This is a genomic window from Natranaerobius thermophilus JW/NM-WN-LF, from assembly GCF_000020005.1.
Taxonomy (GTDB): Bacteria; Bacillota; Natranaerobiia; order Natranaerobiales; family Natranaerobiaceae; genus Natranaerobius; species Natranaerobius thermophilus.
Genome location: NC_010718.1, coordinates 1,304,276 through 1,321,861, shown reverse-complemented (window position 1 = coordinate 1,321,861; position 17,586 = coordinate 1,304,276). Strand labels below are relative to the sequence as shown.

Here is a 17,586-nt window from a genome sequence, read left to right as displayed (position 1 = left end):
ATCTACATAGACTGTTGTAATTTCTCTAAAAGTTCTGTTACCACTGGCTTTTTGTTCACAGCCGACATCTTTTGTAGTCTACCTTCAGAGTTGTAGAAACTACCGTCCATTTCTAGATAGCTTTCTGCCATCATGGTTACATCTGCAGCTCCATTTCCAGCCACTCTTCCGGCAAGAATATCAGCTACAAAAAGTGATTTGCCATTATTGGATAACTTAGTAGCTAATTCTTCATCAGATTCGATTACTAAAGCACCGGTAATATCTCCTGCCGCCACCTTATTCATAACTTCTTCATGTTCGTGAGTAAGGATGTCTTCTTGAACAAAACCATAACTGTTACCCGCTGGTTGTAGAACTAGTACTTTAAGATCGCCCTGATGTTTATTTGCTACTTCTGTAACAGCTTGTAATTCTTGTTCAGTTATTCTGGCTCCATCAAGGATAATCACAGGTGACTTGGCTTGTTGTAAGGATTTTGCTACTTCATCTTGTCCTGCACCATTAGCTAGACTAGTTAATGTTTCTTGGCCTTTTTTAGATGAATCCACTGCTACATAATTGTCTACAATATCATCTAATTTTGTTTTTACATCATTAATTAAGGCTAGCTGAGTACCCTTATTTTTATTCATTCTAACTCTGTTATCAACTACCGGATAATCTTCACCGGGATTCACTCTATACATAACTATAAAGTCAGAATGATCCAAGTCATTGAACTCTCCACCGTATTCTGCCATTAATTCCTCTTTAGATTGTTTGAGTATTGAGTAGTTTATTGGAGTAGTACTTGCTATATAATCAGCTCCCAGTTTTCCGTGGGCTAGCTGCTTAGTTTGTTTAGCTATTTCTAAAGGCAGTTTTGGTGAAATAAATACTGCTAAGCTTCCTTCTTTTTTAACCCTGGCTAACTCATGGGCAGCCTTCTTAAGAGCTTCTTCTTGATCATTTTCTGCCATTTCGTTGTTTTCGTGTTGATCTAGTGTGTTGTATCGATAAGCACCTTCCACGCACAAGTTACCAGCATTCACTTCATTGTTTACTCTCGATTCTACTCCTACTAGTTGGTCTCCTGCATGTTCCAAGGTGATTGAGCAGCCAACACCGCAGTGAGGACATACGGAATCTTTTTTGTCCGTTTTCCATGGTCCGGGTTTTTCAAGCGCTAATCTGTTTGTCAAAGCACCAGTTGGACATACGGAAATACACTGGCTGCAAGATTCACATTCTGTTTCTTCTAAAGGCATTTCTAGGGAAGGTAGTACGATTGTATCTAGTCCCCTATTTACCATTCCAAAAGCATGAACTCCCTGGACTTCACTACAGATTCTGACACAACTACCACATAGGATACACTTATTTGGATCTCTCTTAATATATGGGTGATCCTCTGGAATTGGATGATTTTGCTTTCTGTCCATCTTAACAACTTCGTCATCAGATACTCCGTATTCCGTTGCAAGTTCTTTCAAAGTACAGTCAAAAACTTCATCACAACCGCATGATAGGCAACGTTTAGTTTCTTTTCTTGCACTCAATTCGTCAAATCCGTGTTCATATTCCACGAAGCTAGTTTTTCTCTTTTCAGGTTCAATGGTAGGTTGTTCAGTTCGTTCTTGAGATTCTTCATCAGCATATTCTTCAGGATCGATATCTTCATTCTCACCTCGAGAGCAGTTGTATTCTTCTTTAATAGGAGTAATTTCTTCACCATTCAGATATTTATCGATGGAAAAGGTAGCTTTCTTTGCTTGACCAATAGCTTCAACTACAGTACTAGGTCCTGTTACGCAGTCTCCTGCCGCAAATACTCCCTCAGCTGTAGTTGTAAATGTTTCCTCAGAGGCGTCTACTTCACCCCAAGAAGTTGCACACAGAGCTTCACAGTCAGCAAAGCAGTCATCATCAACTTCTTGCCCTACAGCTAATATGACTGAATCAGCCTGTAAACGAAATTCAGAACCTTCAATTGGTTGTGGTCTTCTTCTACCACTTTCATCAGGAGGACCTAATTCCATTTGAACACATTCAACTTCTTCTACTTTGTCTTCTCCGATCACTTGGGAAGGATTTGTCAAGAACTGAATATCTACACCTTCTTCAAGGGCTTCTTCAATTTCTTTAGGATCTGCAGGCATTTCATTTCTTGAACGTCTGTAAACTACTGTCACATCTGCTCCCATTCTAACTGAAGTTCTAGCAGCATCCATAGCGGTATTACCGCCACCAACAACTACTACTTTTTTACCTAATTCCACATGTTTTCCTTCCGCAATATTTTTCAGGTAATCTATACCTGAATAAAAACCACTTAGATCGGAAGGACATCCCAAGTCTAAATCTCTATTTTCTTGAGCGCCAATAGCTAAGAATACTGCATCATATTCGGATTCTTTTAAGCTATCTACGGTAAAGTCTTCACCTAATCGCTTATTGGTTTTTACTTGTATACCAAGTTTTAATATATGATCGATCTCTTGATCTAGCAAGTCATTGGGAAGTCGGTATTCAGGAATACCATATCTTAAAAATCCACCTAATTTTTCTTCACCTTCAAAGATGGTAACTCTATGACCCTCTTGTCGCAAGTAATAGGCAGCTGATAAGCCTGCAGGTCCGCCACCTACTACAGCCACATGTTTACCAGTGTCAGGTTTTACTTCAGGTAAATTATCTCCTTTTGCTGCCAGATCCTGATCTCCTGCAAATCTGTGAAGTGTACAAATAGAAACAGGATCTTCTAAAATGTCTCTACGACATTTTTCTTCACAGAATTTAGGACAAACCCTACCTACACTGGAAGGGAAGGGCATTTGTTCTCTTACAACGCTAGCTGCTTCCCTTGGTTTACCATTTGCAATGTGCGCAATAAAACCTTGGACATCAACACTTGCAGGACAAGCTTGATTACATGGAGCCATACAATCGCCATAGTGATTAGCTAATAGTAACTCCAAAGCAGACTTTCGAATCTCAGATAATGTTTCTGAATTAGTATGAACTTCCATACCATCCCGTGCCTCAGTGGAGCAAGCAGTCATGGGTTTGTTTCCACCTTCGATTTCCACAAAGCACAGTCGACAAGCTGCAAAAGGCTCCAATCGTGGATCATGACACAAGGTGGGGATTTCCACATCAGCCTTTTCCGCAGCTTCTAAAACAGTCGCTCCTGGATTCACTTCAACAGTTTTGTTATCAATTGTTACTTTAACTTTCGTCACCTTTATCCCCTCCCTTGCTAGTTATCCTCTCTTTCTCTTCACCACTAACTACGTGAATAGCATCAAATTTACATGCTGATACGCACATACCGCATTTTACACATTCTTCTTGATCTATGATATGGATCTCTTTTTTATCTCCAGAAATCGCTCCAACTGGACAGCTCTTCTTACAAACTCCGCAACCAATACAATCATCTGTTATGGAGAAGGCGATCAGCTCTTTACAAGTGCCAGCTGGACATCTATTTTCTTTAACATGAGCTTCGTACTCATCTCTAAAGTACTTCAAGGTTGTTAATACCGGGTTAGGAGCAGTTTGACCCAATCCACATAGGGATCCTTTAATGATTTTACTACCCAAATCTTCTAAACGATCAATGTCTTCCATTTCTCCTCGACCTTCAGTGATTTTATCTAAAATATCAAGCATCTGATGAGTTCCGATTCGGCAGAAAGTACATTTACCGCAGGACTCTTCAGCAGTAAAGTCCAAGAAAAACTTGGCTACGTCTACCATACAAGTATCCTCATCCATTACGAGCAAACCACCTGAACCCATGATAGCACCTAGCTCATTTAGTGACTCGTAATCAACTGATACATCCTGATATTTAGCAGGTATACAACCTCCAGAAGGTCCGCCTATCTGAACAGCCTTGAACCCTTTGTCTTCAACAATTCCGCCGCCAACTTCATAAACGATATCTTTGATTTTAATTCCCATAGGAACTTCAATCAAACCACCGCGTTTTACGTCACCAGCCAGGGCAAATACCTTTGTACCTTTGCTATTTTCAGTACCAAGTTCACTGTAAGCTTCAGCTCCTTGTAAAAAGACCCTGGGTACATTAGCTAAGGTTTCTACGTTATTAATACAACTTGGTTGAGTCCATAAACCTTTTTGGGCTGGGAATGGCGGTTTAAAAGTAGGTGTTCCACGTTTACCTTCAATACTTGCTATTAACGCTGTCTCCTCACCGCAAACGAAAGCACCTGCACCTTCACGAATATATATATCAAAATCAAATCCAGTATCTTGAATGTTTTTACCTAAATAACCCTTTTCTTTAGCCTGTTCTATAGCTATCTCTAGCCTCTTAACGGCAAGTGGATATTCAGCTCTAATATAGATATATCCAGTGTTAGCCCCAATAGCATAACCGGCAATTGCCATTCCTTCTAGTAAACTATGGGGATCACTTTCCAAGACACTTCTATCCATGAAAGCACCCGGGTCACCTTCATCGGCATTGCAAATCACGTATTTAGGCTGTCTTTCTTCAATTCTTGTAAATTCCCATTTTTTGAAAGTAGGAAAGCCAGCTCCTCCTCGGCCTCTAAGACCAGAGCTTTGAACTTCTTCTATCACATCTTTGGGAGTCATTTCTTTTAAAGCATTTAATAAGCCTTGATAACCGCCTTCTTCTAAATAACTTTCTATATTTTCTGGATCAATTTTACCACTGTTTTTCAATAAAATTCGTTTTTGACTATCCAAATATTTTTGAATTTCAGATTCAATTTTGTCAGAATAAACTATCAAATCCTCTACAGGTTGACCATTATCCAAGTGATCTTCAATAATTTGCTGCGCTTTTTTCTCATCCACATCCCCGTAAATAAAACGTCCCTCATTATCGATCACTTCAACCAGAGGTTCTTTAAAACACATTCCGACACAGCCAGTTTCTTGAACAGAAGCTTTACTTTGAGCTTCATCGGAGAAAAGGTCATAAACTTTTTTAGCCCCTGCAGCTATACCACAACTGGCCATTCCGATTTTTACAACTGGTACCATACTTTTGTCCACCTCCTAGATGTTTTTAGCTATTTTAACAGCTTTGTCAGGAGTCAGCCTGCCGTGAGTTTCACCATTTATAGTCATAACTGGTGCTAAACTGCAGCAACCGAGGCAGGCTACTTTTTCGACAGTAAATTTACCATCGGGGCTTGTACCTTCATCGCCAATCTCTAATTCTCGTACTAAAGCATTGGTGATCTCCTCGGCACCAGCCAAGTGACATGCAGTTCCGTGACAAACATGAATCAAATTATCACCAACGGGCTGCAATCTAAATTGAGAATAAAATGTAACAATACTGTAGAGGTCACTTTCTGGAATCTTTGTTAAAGAGGTAACTTTTGGTAACACCTCTTTAGGAATGTACCCCAACTCCTTTTGTATGTCTTGCAAAATTGGAATAGCTGCACCTTTTTTATCTTGGTGTTTTTTGACTAGATTCTCTACTTTTTTGACTTCCTCTGTTCCAATGGTTTTTTCTTGAGACACGTTATCCCTCCTAACAGAAAAATATGTCCTCCCTAAATACTTAATACATTAATTAATCTTTATTACTAATGACTTAAAAACTAAGCCTGTCCTAGATATTATAACATAAAAATACCCCTCATACCCTATGTTCATTTTATAACAAATGGAATGACCCTACAACCTTTTATGATTAAACTAAAAAAATTCAGACTATTTCCTTTGTTTTTTCTTGATAAGTTTTAAAACTGTTATCGTCAAATAATACAAATTTTATTAATTCAATATTTTTAAGTTTATCTGCCTGCGCTTTAACAGTATCTAAGGCAATTTCGGTAGCTTCTTCAATGGGATATCCAAATGCTCCAGTAGATATTGCAGGGAATGCTACGGATCTAATCTCATGTTCATCGGCTTTCTTTAAAACATTTTTATAACATTTAATCAATAATTCATCATGTGGCTTATCAACACCATATACTGGCCCCAAACAGTGGATTACATAATCATTAGGTAAATTATGAGCTCCTGTTATAACTGCTTCACCCGGTGTAATTGGAGCATATTGTCGGCATTCCTGTTCTAATTCCGGACCAGCACCTCGATGGATAGCTCCTGCTACTCCACCACCAGTTCGCAACTCTCTATTGGCTGCATTAACTATAGCTTGCACATCATTTTGATTGGCAATATCACCTTTAGTGATTTTTAGAGTAACACCGCCAATCTTCTTCTCCATATTTACACCACCTCCAATTTTAAACTAATTCCATTTATAATTATTTGATTTTAACGGCAAAATATCCTTCTAAGTAAAATAAAAACCGCATCTTTGTAGATGCGGTTAGCTAACAATCTAATTTTTAAAATTTGGTGGGCGGAACAGGGCTCGAACCTGTGACCCCCTGCTTGTAAGGCAGGTGCTCTCCCAGCTGAGCTATCCGCCCTTTCAATCAACGAATCACTGCTAAGTAAACCACTTTCTTATTAGTCCGTTATATCTCTAGTATAAGACAGTCAAAACTAGAAATCAAGTGGTTTACCCCTTTGTTGTTAAATTATATCTTTACAAAATATTTATTATCTTTTAAAGCAACCACACTTAAAGCTAGAGCAATCACCATATCATCATGGTTTTCTTCTCCTTGCTTGTTTCCTGTACTTCCATCTTCTCTAACTTCAAATATCCTCATTTCTTCAAGTGTTCTTTGACAGTTAATATTAATTAACCCTTTCTCAAATAACTCTTTTAAGTCCGTTATCATAATGCTTTTAGATGCGTTTGTAGTTAACCATCCCAACTGTTTTTTCTTTTTACCTCTTTGGTCAAATGTTTTCATCTTGTATAAGTTCATATATTGATGCCTTTCTCTTAGTCTTTCAATTAATGGGAGTCCGTATGAATTTCTTTCTATACAGGTATAAGCATAACTAAAATACCTGCCTAGCTCGTTAACTATTTCAGCAAACTCATGGACTGGTACATCATTTCTATAAAAACTAGCAACTTGTTCACCATCTTTGTTTAGAACTATGATTGAAGAATAATCAGCACCAGAACCACTAGCAACATCAACACCTGCAAAATGGCGTTCTCTCTTTGGTCTATTGTAAATATCCAATCCATTGTTAAGATATTTTTTTAGTTTACTAGGCAGATCAGCTAGTTCTTCCTTTGGCAATGGTGGAAGTAAATTATCTAATCTTTTAACAATCATTTCAGTATCAAATATTGACTTCTGACTACTTATAAATGCCTGTTCAGAATGTGAGGGATATTCCTGACAGAATTCTTCTTCTGTCATATCCTGTAACTTCCAATAACGCCACATTATCTGTTTTAAATTAGCACCTTTTTCATAGTACAATTTTTTTGACGTTTCATCTGTTAAATCTTTTGTTGTTAATCTATTTCCTTTATTGATAGACTTATACCACTTTTCAGCAATATCATATTCACTAGCAAACTGCTTTTTATTGTCTATCCAATTAAAAAAGAAGGGTTTGTATTTACTGTTACCCTTCTCTGCTGATTTAAAAAGCTCGTAAAATTTGTTAAGACCATTGGCGGTACTTTCAATTATTATTTGACCTTTCCCAGGTTCATCTGACTTCATTAAGGACTGTTCTAAACCCATTAATCCTTTTGTTTGTACCCACTCATTCCAAAAAGCGTATTCTGATAGGTGGGCAAAACTCAAAGTTAAACCACGTGATAGCTCTTTATACCCTGCTGTTTTTACAAGTACCTTGCTACCATTTTCAAGTAACAATTCATATCTGTTATTTCTTAACTCCTTTGGCTTGATTCTCTCATCATCGGGAATACTATTATAAATGCTTTTTAGTTTATTAAAAATCTCTTGTGTACTTTCAAGATTATAACTGACAATCATTGAAGTAACATTTTTCCTAGTACATGCTAAATAGACTGAATAAGCACAACTAAGTGTAGTTATTCCTAACTGTCGGGATTTTAGACAAATATTATATTTATCCATGTTCCTGTAAAGGTATCTCTGTTCTTCGTTTAATGTTAAGGGAACTTCTTCACCTGTTATATCAACTACCTTCATAAAGTTCTTGGCATATAACTCAAAGTTATTTAAGACTTTATCTAGTTTCTTCTTACTAGAGGTTTTGACTGCCATATTAGTTTCACCACCTTAAACATAAAAAAGAAGGGAATACCTAGAGGTAGCCCCTTCTAAACTTAATATATTTTAATTGTTAGCAGGTTTTGAAAAAACTTTTAGCTTTTTAACATCTCGTTTTAATATCGTTACAATTTCTTTTAACTCATTTTTGGTTTCTTCATCTTTTATTTTATCTATTTCTTCCATAATTTCATCAAAACCAATTTCAATATTTTGTATTGATTCTTTATACTTTTCTCTGTTTATCTCAGGTGGAATAGTAAAACCATCCTTACTTTTAATCAATTTCACCCCCTTCCTGTTAACTACTCTTTTCAGAAAGCTTGACTCCCTAAGTTAAACTTAGACCGTTCATCACCTTCCTATTAACTAATTCTTTCCAGAAAGGGGGTTATCCTTTGACTAATTTTGTAGCTTTTTGTCGATTAATCTAATATCAATTCATCGCCTTCATCTTCTTCAAACATCTTACTTGCCTCTTTTGAATTTTCCTTAATTCTCTTTTGTAATTCCAATAACTGTTTAACCGCTTTATCATCACCTTGTTTAGCTTTTTCCTTAACAGATTCGTAAACTTCTAGCAAGTCATTAGCTGTTTGAGATTGCAAGTAAAGATTTACAAGTGCATGATACTCTGGAGTTCTCTCCCATTCCTTGAATGGTCTAATTGTTGTACCATCATCTGTATATTTATCTAAAAATTCCTGTTCTGATAAATTACTTAAATCAACTCTTGGCTTAACATTAAATTTCCACTCAAAGTAATGTTTTTTTCGTGTAGGCAACTGTCTTAATGCTTTACGCAACTCCATCATCTTGGATACCTCCAATTTGATAAATACTTGGATTCAGTTCTTCAATCAATTCTTCTCTAGAAACTAACAACCCTAAACTTTTATAAGTTGGGTTTTGAGAAGAAACTTTTTTATATTTCTTTTTATTTTTCTTTATCCACTTTTTCAGATCAGATAATTTAAAGATATATAAAGTACCATCTATAAAATAATAAAACAGCCACTTGGCGTGACTGCTTAACAATGCACCAGTTTTATTTTTGTTTGTGTTTGCTATATACTCTAAAAAGAAATTTCCACTACTATAATAAGTATCTGTTTTTACTTCTATTCCTTGCTTATTTCCGCTTTCAGTCTCAATTAGAAAATCAATTCCCTTTTCCATATATTCTTCGTTATCAGAAACATCAATAACATTTCTTATATTTTTCTTATTATTCAGAAATTCATCTACCTTCTTTTCTCCTTGCTTACCTATCTTCATAGAATCCCAAAATTTATGTGTCATAACATACGGTCTAGTTCATTCCCTAGACTCCTTTTTGCTCCAACGGTATAACCATATTCAGTTTTTAAACCTCCTTTCATTCCCCAACTAAATGGGAATGAACATTAACCTTTCCCCCTTATTGGTTTAATAATTTTTTGGTGATTTCATCCACTTGTTCTTCAAGTTTATATAACTCTGTAAACATTTTCTCCTTTTGACCCTTTTCCTGTTCTTTAAACTCATCTATCAAATTTAAAATATCTTGAGTTTTTTTATTCATACTTAAAACCTCCTTTGTTGAGTTTAAAATATAAAAAAACGCAGGGTTCTCCTGCAATTGATATTTATGTACAATTTGACATACAACGATATATATATAATAGTAATCAGAGTATAATAACAGTATATTGATATATAGATAGTAATATAGCTATTAACTAATAAAATATTGATACTGTCTCCTTGGTAACAAGTCTTTTAACTGCTTATCAGAATAAAATTCCAACAAACAATCTTGAAAATTGTCTTTCAATTCAATTTTTTCGCTTTGATTTTCATTTTTCATTTTTATTCTATATCTATTTGGCTTACTAATTGGTTTTTGCAAACTGTAATCATATTCAAAGTTTTTACCATTTCTTTCCACAACTTCAATCATCTTTAATTCTTCTAATTCATTAATTTGCCTAAAAACTGTCCTAAAACCTAATCCAGTAGTTTCTTCCATCTGTTTAAAAGTCATATAAAAAACGCCACCTTCAGTGGCGTATCTTTTGGAATGTACTAGAAGTGCGTACATTAATAACTTTTGATTTTTTTGTGGACAGTTAGTAACTATCGTGTTAATCTCGTCAAAACTGATTGATAAATCCTTTTTAGGCGGTACTAGACTCTTATTATTTTCATAAACCCAATTAACAATTTTTTCTATATCTTTCAATGAATCCTCCAATGGCGTTCTATAAGTCTTTTCATCCTGTCTTTTCATCCAATTCTTTAATTCCTGTTCTGCTTCACCTTTTTCTAATCCGTTATATCTCAAAAACTTTGCTAATAACAGACAAACATTGTGTCTAGTTCCTGTCCGCTTTAATCCGTTTCTATAATAATCCATTGCTTTGCTGAATATTTCATCCTCTGTTTGATTATATATTCCCAATTCTTGATATTGTTCAAGGACTTCACCTGTTTCTTCAATCTCATTTTCTATAGTTCCAGTCTTTTTATTTTCTTGAATCTTTTTATTACTTTCTTCAAAATAATTTTTATATTTCTTTACTATTTTTGAGATTTTCTTTCTTTTTATTTTTTGGATATTTAAGAAATAATTAATTTCTTCCTGTTCATCTAACATTCTCAATCTTTCAAATTCAGAACAAAAACCACAATAACCACCTGTTTGATAATATTTCTGATTTAACCCTAAAGGGAGCTTTACTCCTTCTTTTTCTGTTGGTCTAAATTCAATTTTACCCTTATCTGAATAGCTATACAGATCTGTAAATCGTAAAACTAACAAGTAAAACTTATATGCTAATTTAACTGGTATTAAATCTTCAAAGAAAACTTCTATATGATAACCTTTTCCCCCAGAATGGCTAATGTAATATTCATTGATTCCCATTTCTCTTAAAGTTTCAGCAACTTTGTAGGTAAACCACTTGGCAAGGTTATCATCTTCCTTCAAATCAACGTCAAAACATATAAATTTAGTATAAGTCCTGTTGTTCTTTCCTTTTCCTGCAAAAGTACCAATTGTATAATTTTGTTCTAAGTGTGCTTTAATCATAAAGGGTAATAATGGTTTTTTGGTAGTTTTCCCTTTTGTTAAAGTCATAAATTCTTTCCCTGGATTTTGTTTAAGATATTTATCAGTTCTATAAATATATAAGTCATAAATCTTATCAATTAGCTTCTGTTGAATATCCTCATCCAGTTTTGGTGAATACATTCATTACGCCCCTTTCTATCTAAAGATTTTGTCTTTAAATTCCTTATACAACTCTACAGTATCTCTTAATTCTTTGGTGTTGTTGAATAAGAAAACATTTCTTGAGGGGTCTTCCCTAGATATATCTAACTTCTTTAATACAAACCCTTTTAACATTAAAAAGCCAGCTAAACGCTGACTTCTAACAACATACCAAGTAGCAACTTTTAGATTTTCATTCATTTGTTTTCCCTCCTAAAATTTTCAGATTTATTCTGACATTTTTGACCAACTTTGACCATCGGAGTAAAAAAAGAGCAGTTTTTAACTGCTTATAATCTTTTAAAATTAATTTTTGACACTTTTATTCATCTACTGAATTTGACTCTTTTATATCTTCATTATTTTCTAATCCTTTTGATCTAATTGATTTAATATCCTCACGCTGATTATATTCTAGAAAAATATATGCCATCATAAAACTCATCCCTAATACGGCAAAAAATATTGCTAAAGTAAAATAACCAGTGGCATAATTAGCATTAATTATAAAATTGTAAGCATCTCCACCTACATATGCGTTAACTGCATTCTCTAATACTGAATCTGGGTTTTCATATATAAAAATCTTATGAAAACCAATTCCTATAAAAATTATAGAAATAATATAACTGACTATCGCACCATTTTTCATCATTCTATTTCTACTCCTAACTCTTCATATAAATCAAAATCTTCATCAATTATTTCTAATTGGTCATCTAAACCATAAAGCTCATTAAAAGTTTTAATTATATGTTTTAGCATCATACTATTTTCTGATTCCCCATAGATAAAGTCATCTGTCTCAAAGTGATTATCTGTTTCTTTAATGTTATTTTCTACATAACTTTCATATCGATTAAGAAACTGTACATACATAGATACTACTTCGTAATCAAAATCTGTATAATCTCCTTCTACTAATTCATCTCTTGAAGCTTCTTCTAACAATTCTTCATGTATCTTATTAGATTCTTTTGCAAAATCTTCATAAACGACTTCTTTTGTGTGAAAATGTTCTTCATAAGATTCTTCTTTATCTAATTTATCTAAAATAACATAGTAGGAAGCTCCAATATCATAATAAAGTTCTTCATCTTTAAATTGCGGTGGTGGTTCTGCAAAATCAAGCTTTTCTTCATCTGGTATATAATTCCCTTCCATTCCACAACCAACAAACAAGAATAAACTTAAAATTATAATTACCGATACTCTAATTTGTTACCCCTCCCTCTTTAAATTCCAGAATATTCTTAATATAGCATAACTCTTCATACAAATTTTGTCAAGTTGCTATGATTTCCCTATACCTCTCAACCTTCTCATCACTCATACCACATTCACCTAATTCAAACTTAGAGATTAAACTCTTATGACAACCTACATAATTAGCAACTTCATCTAAAGTCAATCTCTTTTTCCTACGTTCTAAAAAAAGCTTGTCTCGTTCTTCTTGGGTAACCATTTCATTTGTCTCCTCCTTTGTTTCTAAATGTTGAATTATATTTTTTTAATAAGAAGGGGCTAGAATTAAAATCTAGCCCCTTAAAATTACTATGCAGTAGAAATTTCTAAAGTAGAACCAGCATAACTGTTTAATAGCTTAACTCCTGCTTGTGTTTCTAGGTATACTTCCTGTTTAGAACCACTAGGATTCTGTGGTCTAGCTGTGAATGGAATTAGTGTTGGCATTTCAAGATAAGCAGGATTAATTACAAACATTGTATTAGCAGGTAACTTTGGTGCAAGTGCAAATCTTACAATACCAAAAGGAGATATGTATTGCTCTGCATCGAATCCTGCTACTCGATCTAAAGTATCAGTATATTTAACTACGTTATTAAACTCTTGGTTAATCTTAATCTTCTCTTCTGGTCTAAGGAAAACAATCATATTATCGTGTACATTCGCATCGTATAGCTTTTGTAAAGTATCTAAGAAAACATTTTCATTAAATTCATCTTCTGTTTTTTGGTTTTCAGAATTAATCAAGTTAAGAATACCATCAGTTTCATAAACACCATCAGCAAAGTTTTTATTACCATTAATAAACTTGTTTTCCATTCTGTTACGAATGGATTGAGTTTTCAACTCTACTTCATGTGCTAGTAAGTCATTCACAGTTTCACTAGTTGAATACTGTGCAGTATTTGAGACCTTTGCTGTTGCTCCAAAAATCTCAAGGTAGTTTTCTTTAAGTTCTCTGTTATCAGTTTTATGTTCTGGAGCATCATCACCTTCTCCTTGAGTAACAGCCGAAGATTCATCTATCTCAACTTCTACCCAATGTACCTGTGGAGCTTGTGCTTGAACCTGCCTTACCATCAACAAAGATGTAATAGGAGTTTGTGGTACGTTAGTAACTTCTAAAACTCCACTCATATCAATACTTTCATATTGTAAAAAGTTATTATGTGTAAACATATTCAATCACTCCTGTAATTATATAGTATGCTTTATTTGTTGATTAAAGATTTTATCATCTCTTTTGGATTACCTTCTTGTTTAGCTTGTGAGTACTTATCTGTTGAACCATGTTCTCTAGGAACATAACTATTATTAACCTTCTTTTTCTTTAAGACGTTATTTAACTGTTCTACCTTGTTATTCAAATCTTCTTCATCTTTAGCAGTTATTAAACCCTCAAAACCATCTAAGCCATTTTCTTTAAGTGTTAAATCAACCTGTTTCTGCCATAACTCATTTTCCTTTTCTTCAATCTTTTTCTGTTCTTCTGATTTTTCTTCTGGCTTGTATTGTTCTAGTTCCTGTATTTTACTCTCCATATCATTTAATTTTTGACTGTATTCTGTTCTAATTTTATCTTCGTGAGATTGTACCAATTTTTCAACTGTTTTTTGCTGTTCTTCATCAAACTGTTGTTTTAAATCATCTGTCCATTCAAATTTCATGTTTAGAATCCTCCTTTTGAGTCCTGTTTTGTGTTAGTCCTTCAAAAAGAAGTCCTAAACACTCACAGTCCTCAGTTTTATTTGACCAATACAAATAAAGTTTGTGTCAGCTAACTATTCAATAATTTCAAATTCAAGTCTATCAATAATTACCTTATCAGAATTATCAATATTGATTTTAAAATAAATATAATAACTCTGATCTGTCTCAAAATCTTCTTTGGTCGTATCCACTAGATACCAAACTTTATTTCCATCAATCTTACCTTCGCCCTCATCAACTAGGGTATGGTCGTTATCTAGTTTCCTAATCTCAACATCAACAGAATCAATCTCAAAACCTGTATATTTGTATATTGTTCTCTCAACTTCCAACCCTAAATTTCTCTTTTCACCTTTATAAAACTCAATCATTTCATCACTATACATCATGCTAAACCACTTCCTATTTTGAAAGTCAATATAACTAGCTTGATAATCAAGAGGTAACATAGCAGTTTCAAAAACTTCATGTTTTAGTGTTTCATCTTCCATATTTCTTAAAGTTTGAAGTTTTTTAATCACAGTACCGTAAATATTCCTAGCAGCTTGCAATCCTACTGAAAAAGATTCTGTTCCTAAACTATCAACCAATCTTTCAGTTTGTAATTTAACTTTAAAATCACTAAACAGTTCTCTACCAGTCTGTAATTTTGATTTTACTTTTCCAACTAATTCACTACCGCTTTGAAGTGAAACTGTAAATTCTTCAGGGTTTGATAATTCCCTTCCTGTCTGAAAATTAATGCTAAAAAAGTCTGTATCATCATCTGTTAATATTCTTTCAGTCTGTAAATCAACTGCAAATTCTTCGGGCATCTAAATCACTCCTAACTACCACAAATCCCCGCCTGTTTCTTCTGCAAGACCTTCAACAGTAATAAGAACATCATCATATTGCCCCAAATCTTCATTTTCTTCCGCTTTTGCCTTTACCCAAAAGTGTTTTGTATCTTCAGCATCAATATCTCCTAAATCTAAACTCTCGCCCCAATCTTTATATTCACCTTCTTCACCATCATCATCAGGTGCTAATGCCCACTTTTCTGCTGTATCTCCTTCAATCTTGATAACAACATCTTCCAAGTGATAATCTTCATCAGCTTCAATATACAATCTTTCAGAATCCTTTTCTTCTTCGTCTGCTTTTAACTTAAATATAATTGCATTATCAAATTCTCCCTCTTGGGAGACTTCTTCATCTGTTTCAGCAAATTTTATTTTTAAATAATCACTCATGTTATCACTCCTATAAAATTAGAATAAAAAAGCAAAAGAAAAGAGAGCTACGGAAATGTAGCTCTCTTTAAAGATAAAAAACAACCTGTTGAATTAGCCAAAGTAAGTTTTAAGTATGAATAAAAAACTCCTTCATATATAATAACAAATTTTTTGGGTTAAAATGAAGTGATTTTTCTCACCTTGCTTCATATATAATAACAAAATTTTAGAGTTAAAATAAAGTAATTTTGACGTAATTGTTCTCCCCTTCATATATAATAACAAATTTTTTGGGTTAAAATGAAGTGATTTCCACGAAAATTATCCCTCACTAGTAATAACAAATTTTTTGGATTAAATACAAGTGATTTTGTCGAATATTAATCACATTTTTTACAAATTCCTTTTAATCCATATTTCCCTTTAGAATCTTTTCTAAAATATTTATCTTTAGCTAACTTAACTTCACCACACTTACTACACTTGGCTTCACTAATAATAACAAATTTTTTAGGTTAAAATGAAGTGATTTTGCACAAAATTATCTACATTTTTTGCAAATGGTATTTAAACCATCTGGACTAGATTTATTTTTACTAAAATATTTATCTTTTGCTAACTTAACCTCGCCACACTTACTACACTTGGCTTCACTAATAATAACAAAATTTTTAGGGTAAAATAAAGTGATTTCTTACGAAAATTATCCCTCACTAATAATAACAAATTTTTTGGATTAAAATGAAGTGATTTTCCAACAACTATTTATTGCATTGTTTACAATATGGAAAAAATCCATCCCCTGCCAAACTTCAAATTGAAGTAACAAAAAGCTGAATTAAAGCAAACATAATCCCTGCACCAGTTAAAAACAAACCTGCTAACTTCCACATATCCTTTTTATAGTTATACTCTACTTGTCTAATCTGTTGAGTTAACTCTTGCTTATCTTGTGAGTGTTGCTCTTTTGTAACATAGTATGTAGGAAGATTAATTTTCACTTCATTCACATCTTTCCTTAATTCTGCCATTTCATTGGATAAACTAGTTAATGTGTCCATCACATTTTCTGTTTTTTGTTCATCTGCACTTTTCCATTCTTGAATTGCTTGTGTTATTTCTTTTAGGTTATCAATTTCGCCCTTCAGCTCCTTTTCTCTGTTTTCTTTCATAATATCTTCCTCCTAATTAATTACCATAAATCAGCAACCGAAACTTCTAAAATCCTATAAATATCCGAATCTTTTTCTAGTTCTGCTTTAATTTCAATAGTTGTACCAACAGTATCCTTAACTGTAAGCTCACCATCTTCTGTAATTTCACTATCAACATCATTAGCAATAGAAAATTTAATTTCCTTATCAAGTTCTTCCACCCCTTGATATGCTATGGCTTGATATTGATATGTAGAATCTTCGTGTACGCTTGTTTCTCCCGATATTAAGATATAAGTATCATCTTCGGAAGGTAGTTTAACGTCTTGCTTTTCATCTTGTTCAACTGTTAATTTGATAACCCCTGGGGTAGTTTTATCAATTCCCATAACTACCCATTTAAAATCAAATAAATAGAAATAGTCATTTTCAACAATCAGATCTGTTGCATCATTTCTTTGTAGGATAACCTTAAATTCATCTGTTGGTACAATGAATTGGTCTGTATCTTCCATGCCCATATCAAAAGATTTAATAATTGCATCTGTAAAGAAGAATAAATCTGTATCATGGTCAAATATAGCAATTTGATAAAACATAGGTTCAATAACTGCTTTGTATTTAAAATCCACCTTTGGATAGGTAGGTTCAGTTATCATAAACTTTTGATTGTCAAATTCGATTATATTACCCGATTCTATAGGATAGAGTGTTGATATTATTCTTTTGTAAAAATTGTTTTGATGTGTTGAGATGATTGCTTTAGTTCTTGTGGTCTTTTCTCCATCATCTATCTTTACAGGTTTGCCTATCTGATTAAGTAGAAACTTGAAATCATTCTCAATCAAAAT

20 protein-coding genes and 1 tRNA gene are annotated in these 17,586 nt (G+C 33.6%); all 21 read right to left on the bottom strand.

Going from position 1 to position 17,586, the window contains the following annotated elements; genetic code table 11:
• Nucleotides 1-2 precede the first annotated feature (2 nt).
• The 21 genes from NTHER_RS06335 to NTHER_RS06240 all read right to left on the bottom strand — a co-directional run bounded on the left by NTHER_RS06335 (nt 3) and on the right by NTHER_RS06240 (nt 17,583).
• Nucleotides 3-3,224, bottom strand: coding sequence for an FAD-dependent oxidoreductase (locus tag NTHER_RS06335; RefSeq protein WP_012447707.1), 3,222 nt, complete (start codon nt 3,222-3,224; stop codon nt 3-5).
• Complete coding sequence (gene nuoF / locus NTHER_RS06330) at nt 3,211-5,025, bottom strand: NADH-quinone oxidoreductase subunit NuoF (RefSeq protein ID WP_012447706.1); 1,815 nt, start codon at nt 5,023-5,025, stop codon at nt 3,211-3,213. The genes NTHER_RS06335 and nuoF overlap by 14 nt, the downstream gene beginning before the upstream one ends.
• A gap of 15 nt (nt 5,026-5,040) precedes the next feature.
• Nucleotides 5,041-5,517, bottom strand: a complete 477-nt coding sequence (nuoE, locus tag NTHER_RS06325; RefSeq protein ID WP_012447705.1) for an NADH-quinone oxidoreductase subunit NuoE — start codon at nt 5,515-5,517, stop codon at nt 5,041-5,043.
• A 187-nt stretch (nt 5,518-5,704) separates the two neighbouring features.
• Nucleotides 5,705-6,235: a macro domain-containing protein gene (locus NTHER_RS06320; protein WP_012447704.1), complete on the bottom strand. Its 531-nt coding sequence runs from the start codon at nt 6,233-6,235 to the stop codon at nt 5,705-5,707.
• A 132-nt stretch (nt 6,236-6,367) separates the two neighbouring features.
• Nucleotides 6,368-6,443, bottom strand: a tRNA-Val gene (locus tag NTHER_RS06315).
• 111 nt (nt 6,444-6,554) lie between these two features.
• Nucleotides 6,555-8,147 (bottom strand): phage terminase large subunit family protein, encoded by a 1,593-nt coding sequence (locus NTHER_RS06310; protein ID WP_012447703.1) that lies wholly within the window; start codon nt 8,145-8,147, stop codon nt 6,555-6,557.
• A gap of 72 nt (nt 8,148-8,219) precedes the next feature.
• Complete coding sequence (locus NTHER_RS06305; RefSeq protein WP_012447702.1) at nt 8,220-8,438, bottom strand: hypothetical protein; 219 nt, start codon at nt 8,436-8,438, stop codon at nt 8,220-8,222.
• Nucleotides 8,439-8,578: 140 nt separating this feature from the next.
• The gene (locus tag NTHER_RS06300) at nt 8,579-8,968 is read right to left on the bottom strand and encodes a hypothetical protein (RefSeq protein WP_012447701.1); all 390 of its coding nucleotides are present in this window, start codon (nt 8,966-8,968) and stop codon (nt 8,579-8,581) included.
• Entirely contained in the window at nt 8,952-9,431 is a 480-nt protein-coding gene (locus tag NTHER_RS06295) for a hypothetical protein (protein WP_012447700.1), read from the bottom strand. The genes NTHER_RS06300 and NTHER_RS06295 overlap by 17 nt, the downstream gene beginning before the upstream one ends.
• A 142-nt stretch (nt 9,432-9,573) precedes the next feature.
• Complete coding sequence (locus NTHER_RS15890) at nt 9,574-9,717, bottom strand: hypothetical protein (protein ID WP_012447699.1); 144 nt, start codon at nt 9,715-9,717, stop codon at nt 9,574-9,576.
• A gap of 153 nt (nt 9,718-9,870) precedes the next feature.
• Entirely contained in the window at nt 9,871-11,388 is a 1,518-nt protein-coding gene (locus tag NTHER_RS06290; RefSeq protein WP_012447698.1) for a TOTE conflict system archaeo-eukaryotic primase domain-containing protein, read from the bottom strand.
• A 15-nt stretch (nt 11,389-11,403) separates the two neighbouring features.
• On the bottom strand, nt 11,404-11,610 hold the full coding sequence (locus NTHER_RS06285; RefSeq protein ID WP_012447697.1) for a DUF5659 domain-containing protein: 207 nt from the start codon (nt 11,608-11,610) through the stop codon (nt 11,404-11,406).
• 121 nt (nt 11,611-11,731) lie between these two features.
• Nucleotides 11,732-12,064, bottom strand: coding sequence for a hypothetical protein (locus NTHER_RS16035; protein ID WP_012447696.1), 333 nt, complete (start codon nt 12,062-12,064; stop codon nt 11,732-11,734).
• A complete protein-coding gene (locus NTHER_RS06275; RefSeq protein ID WP_148206822.1) occupies nt 12,061-12,573 on the bottom strand; it encodes a hypothetical protein in 513 nt (170 codons plus the stop codon). The genes NTHER_RS16035 and NTHER_RS06275 overlap by 4 nt, the downstream gene beginning before the upstream one ends.
• A gap of 121 nt (nt 12,574-12,694) precedes the next feature.
• Complete coding sequence (locus NTHER_RS06270) at nt 12,695-12,874, bottom strand: helix-turn-helix domain-containing protein (protein WP_012447694.1); 180 nt, start codon at nt 12,872-12,874, stop codon at nt 12,695-12,697.
• Nucleotides 12,875-12,963: 89 nt separating this feature from the next.
• Nucleotides 12,964-13,833, bottom strand: a complete 870-nt coding sequence (locus tag NTHER_RS06265; protein WP_012447693.1) for a DUF5309 domain-containing protein — start codon at nt 13,831-13,833, stop codon at nt 12,964-12,966.
• A gap of 32 nt (nt 13,834-13,865) precedes the next feature.
• Nucleotides 13,866-14,321 (bottom strand): hypothetical protein, encoded by a 456-nt coding sequence (locus NTHER_RS06260; protein ID WP_012447692.1) that lies wholly within the window; start codon nt 14,319-14,321, stop codon nt 13,866-13,868.
• Between the two features lie 114 nt (nt 14,322-14,435).
• Nucleotides 14,436-15,179, bottom strand: a complete 744-nt coding sequence (locus NTHER_RS06255) for a hypothetical protein (RefSeq protein WP_012447691.1) — start codon at nt 15,177-15,179, stop codon at nt 14,436-14,438.
• Nucleotides 15,180-15,194: 15 nt separating this feature from the next.
• A complete protein-coding gene (locus tag NTHER_RS06250; protein WP_012447690.1) occupies nt 15,195-15,599 on the bottom strand; it encodes a hypothetical protein in 405 nt (134 codons plus the stop codon).
• Between the two features lie 794 nt (nt 15,600-16,393).
• On the bottom strand, nt 16,394-16,753 hold the full coding sequence (locus tag NTHER_RS06245) for a hypothetical protein (RefSeq protein ID WP_012447689.1): 360 nt from the start codon (nt 16,751-16,753) through the stop codon (nt 16,394-16,396).
• A 20-nt stretch (nt 16,754-16,773) separates the two neighbouring features.
• Nucleotides 16,774-17,583 carry a hypothetical protein gene (locus NTHER_RS06240; protein WP_012447688.1) on the bottom strand — a complete coding sequence of 270 codons (810 nt, stop codon included), beginning with the start codon at nt 17,581-17,583 and terminating at the stop codon, nt 16,774-16,776.
• Nucleotides 17,584-17,586 lie beyond the last annotated feature (3 nt).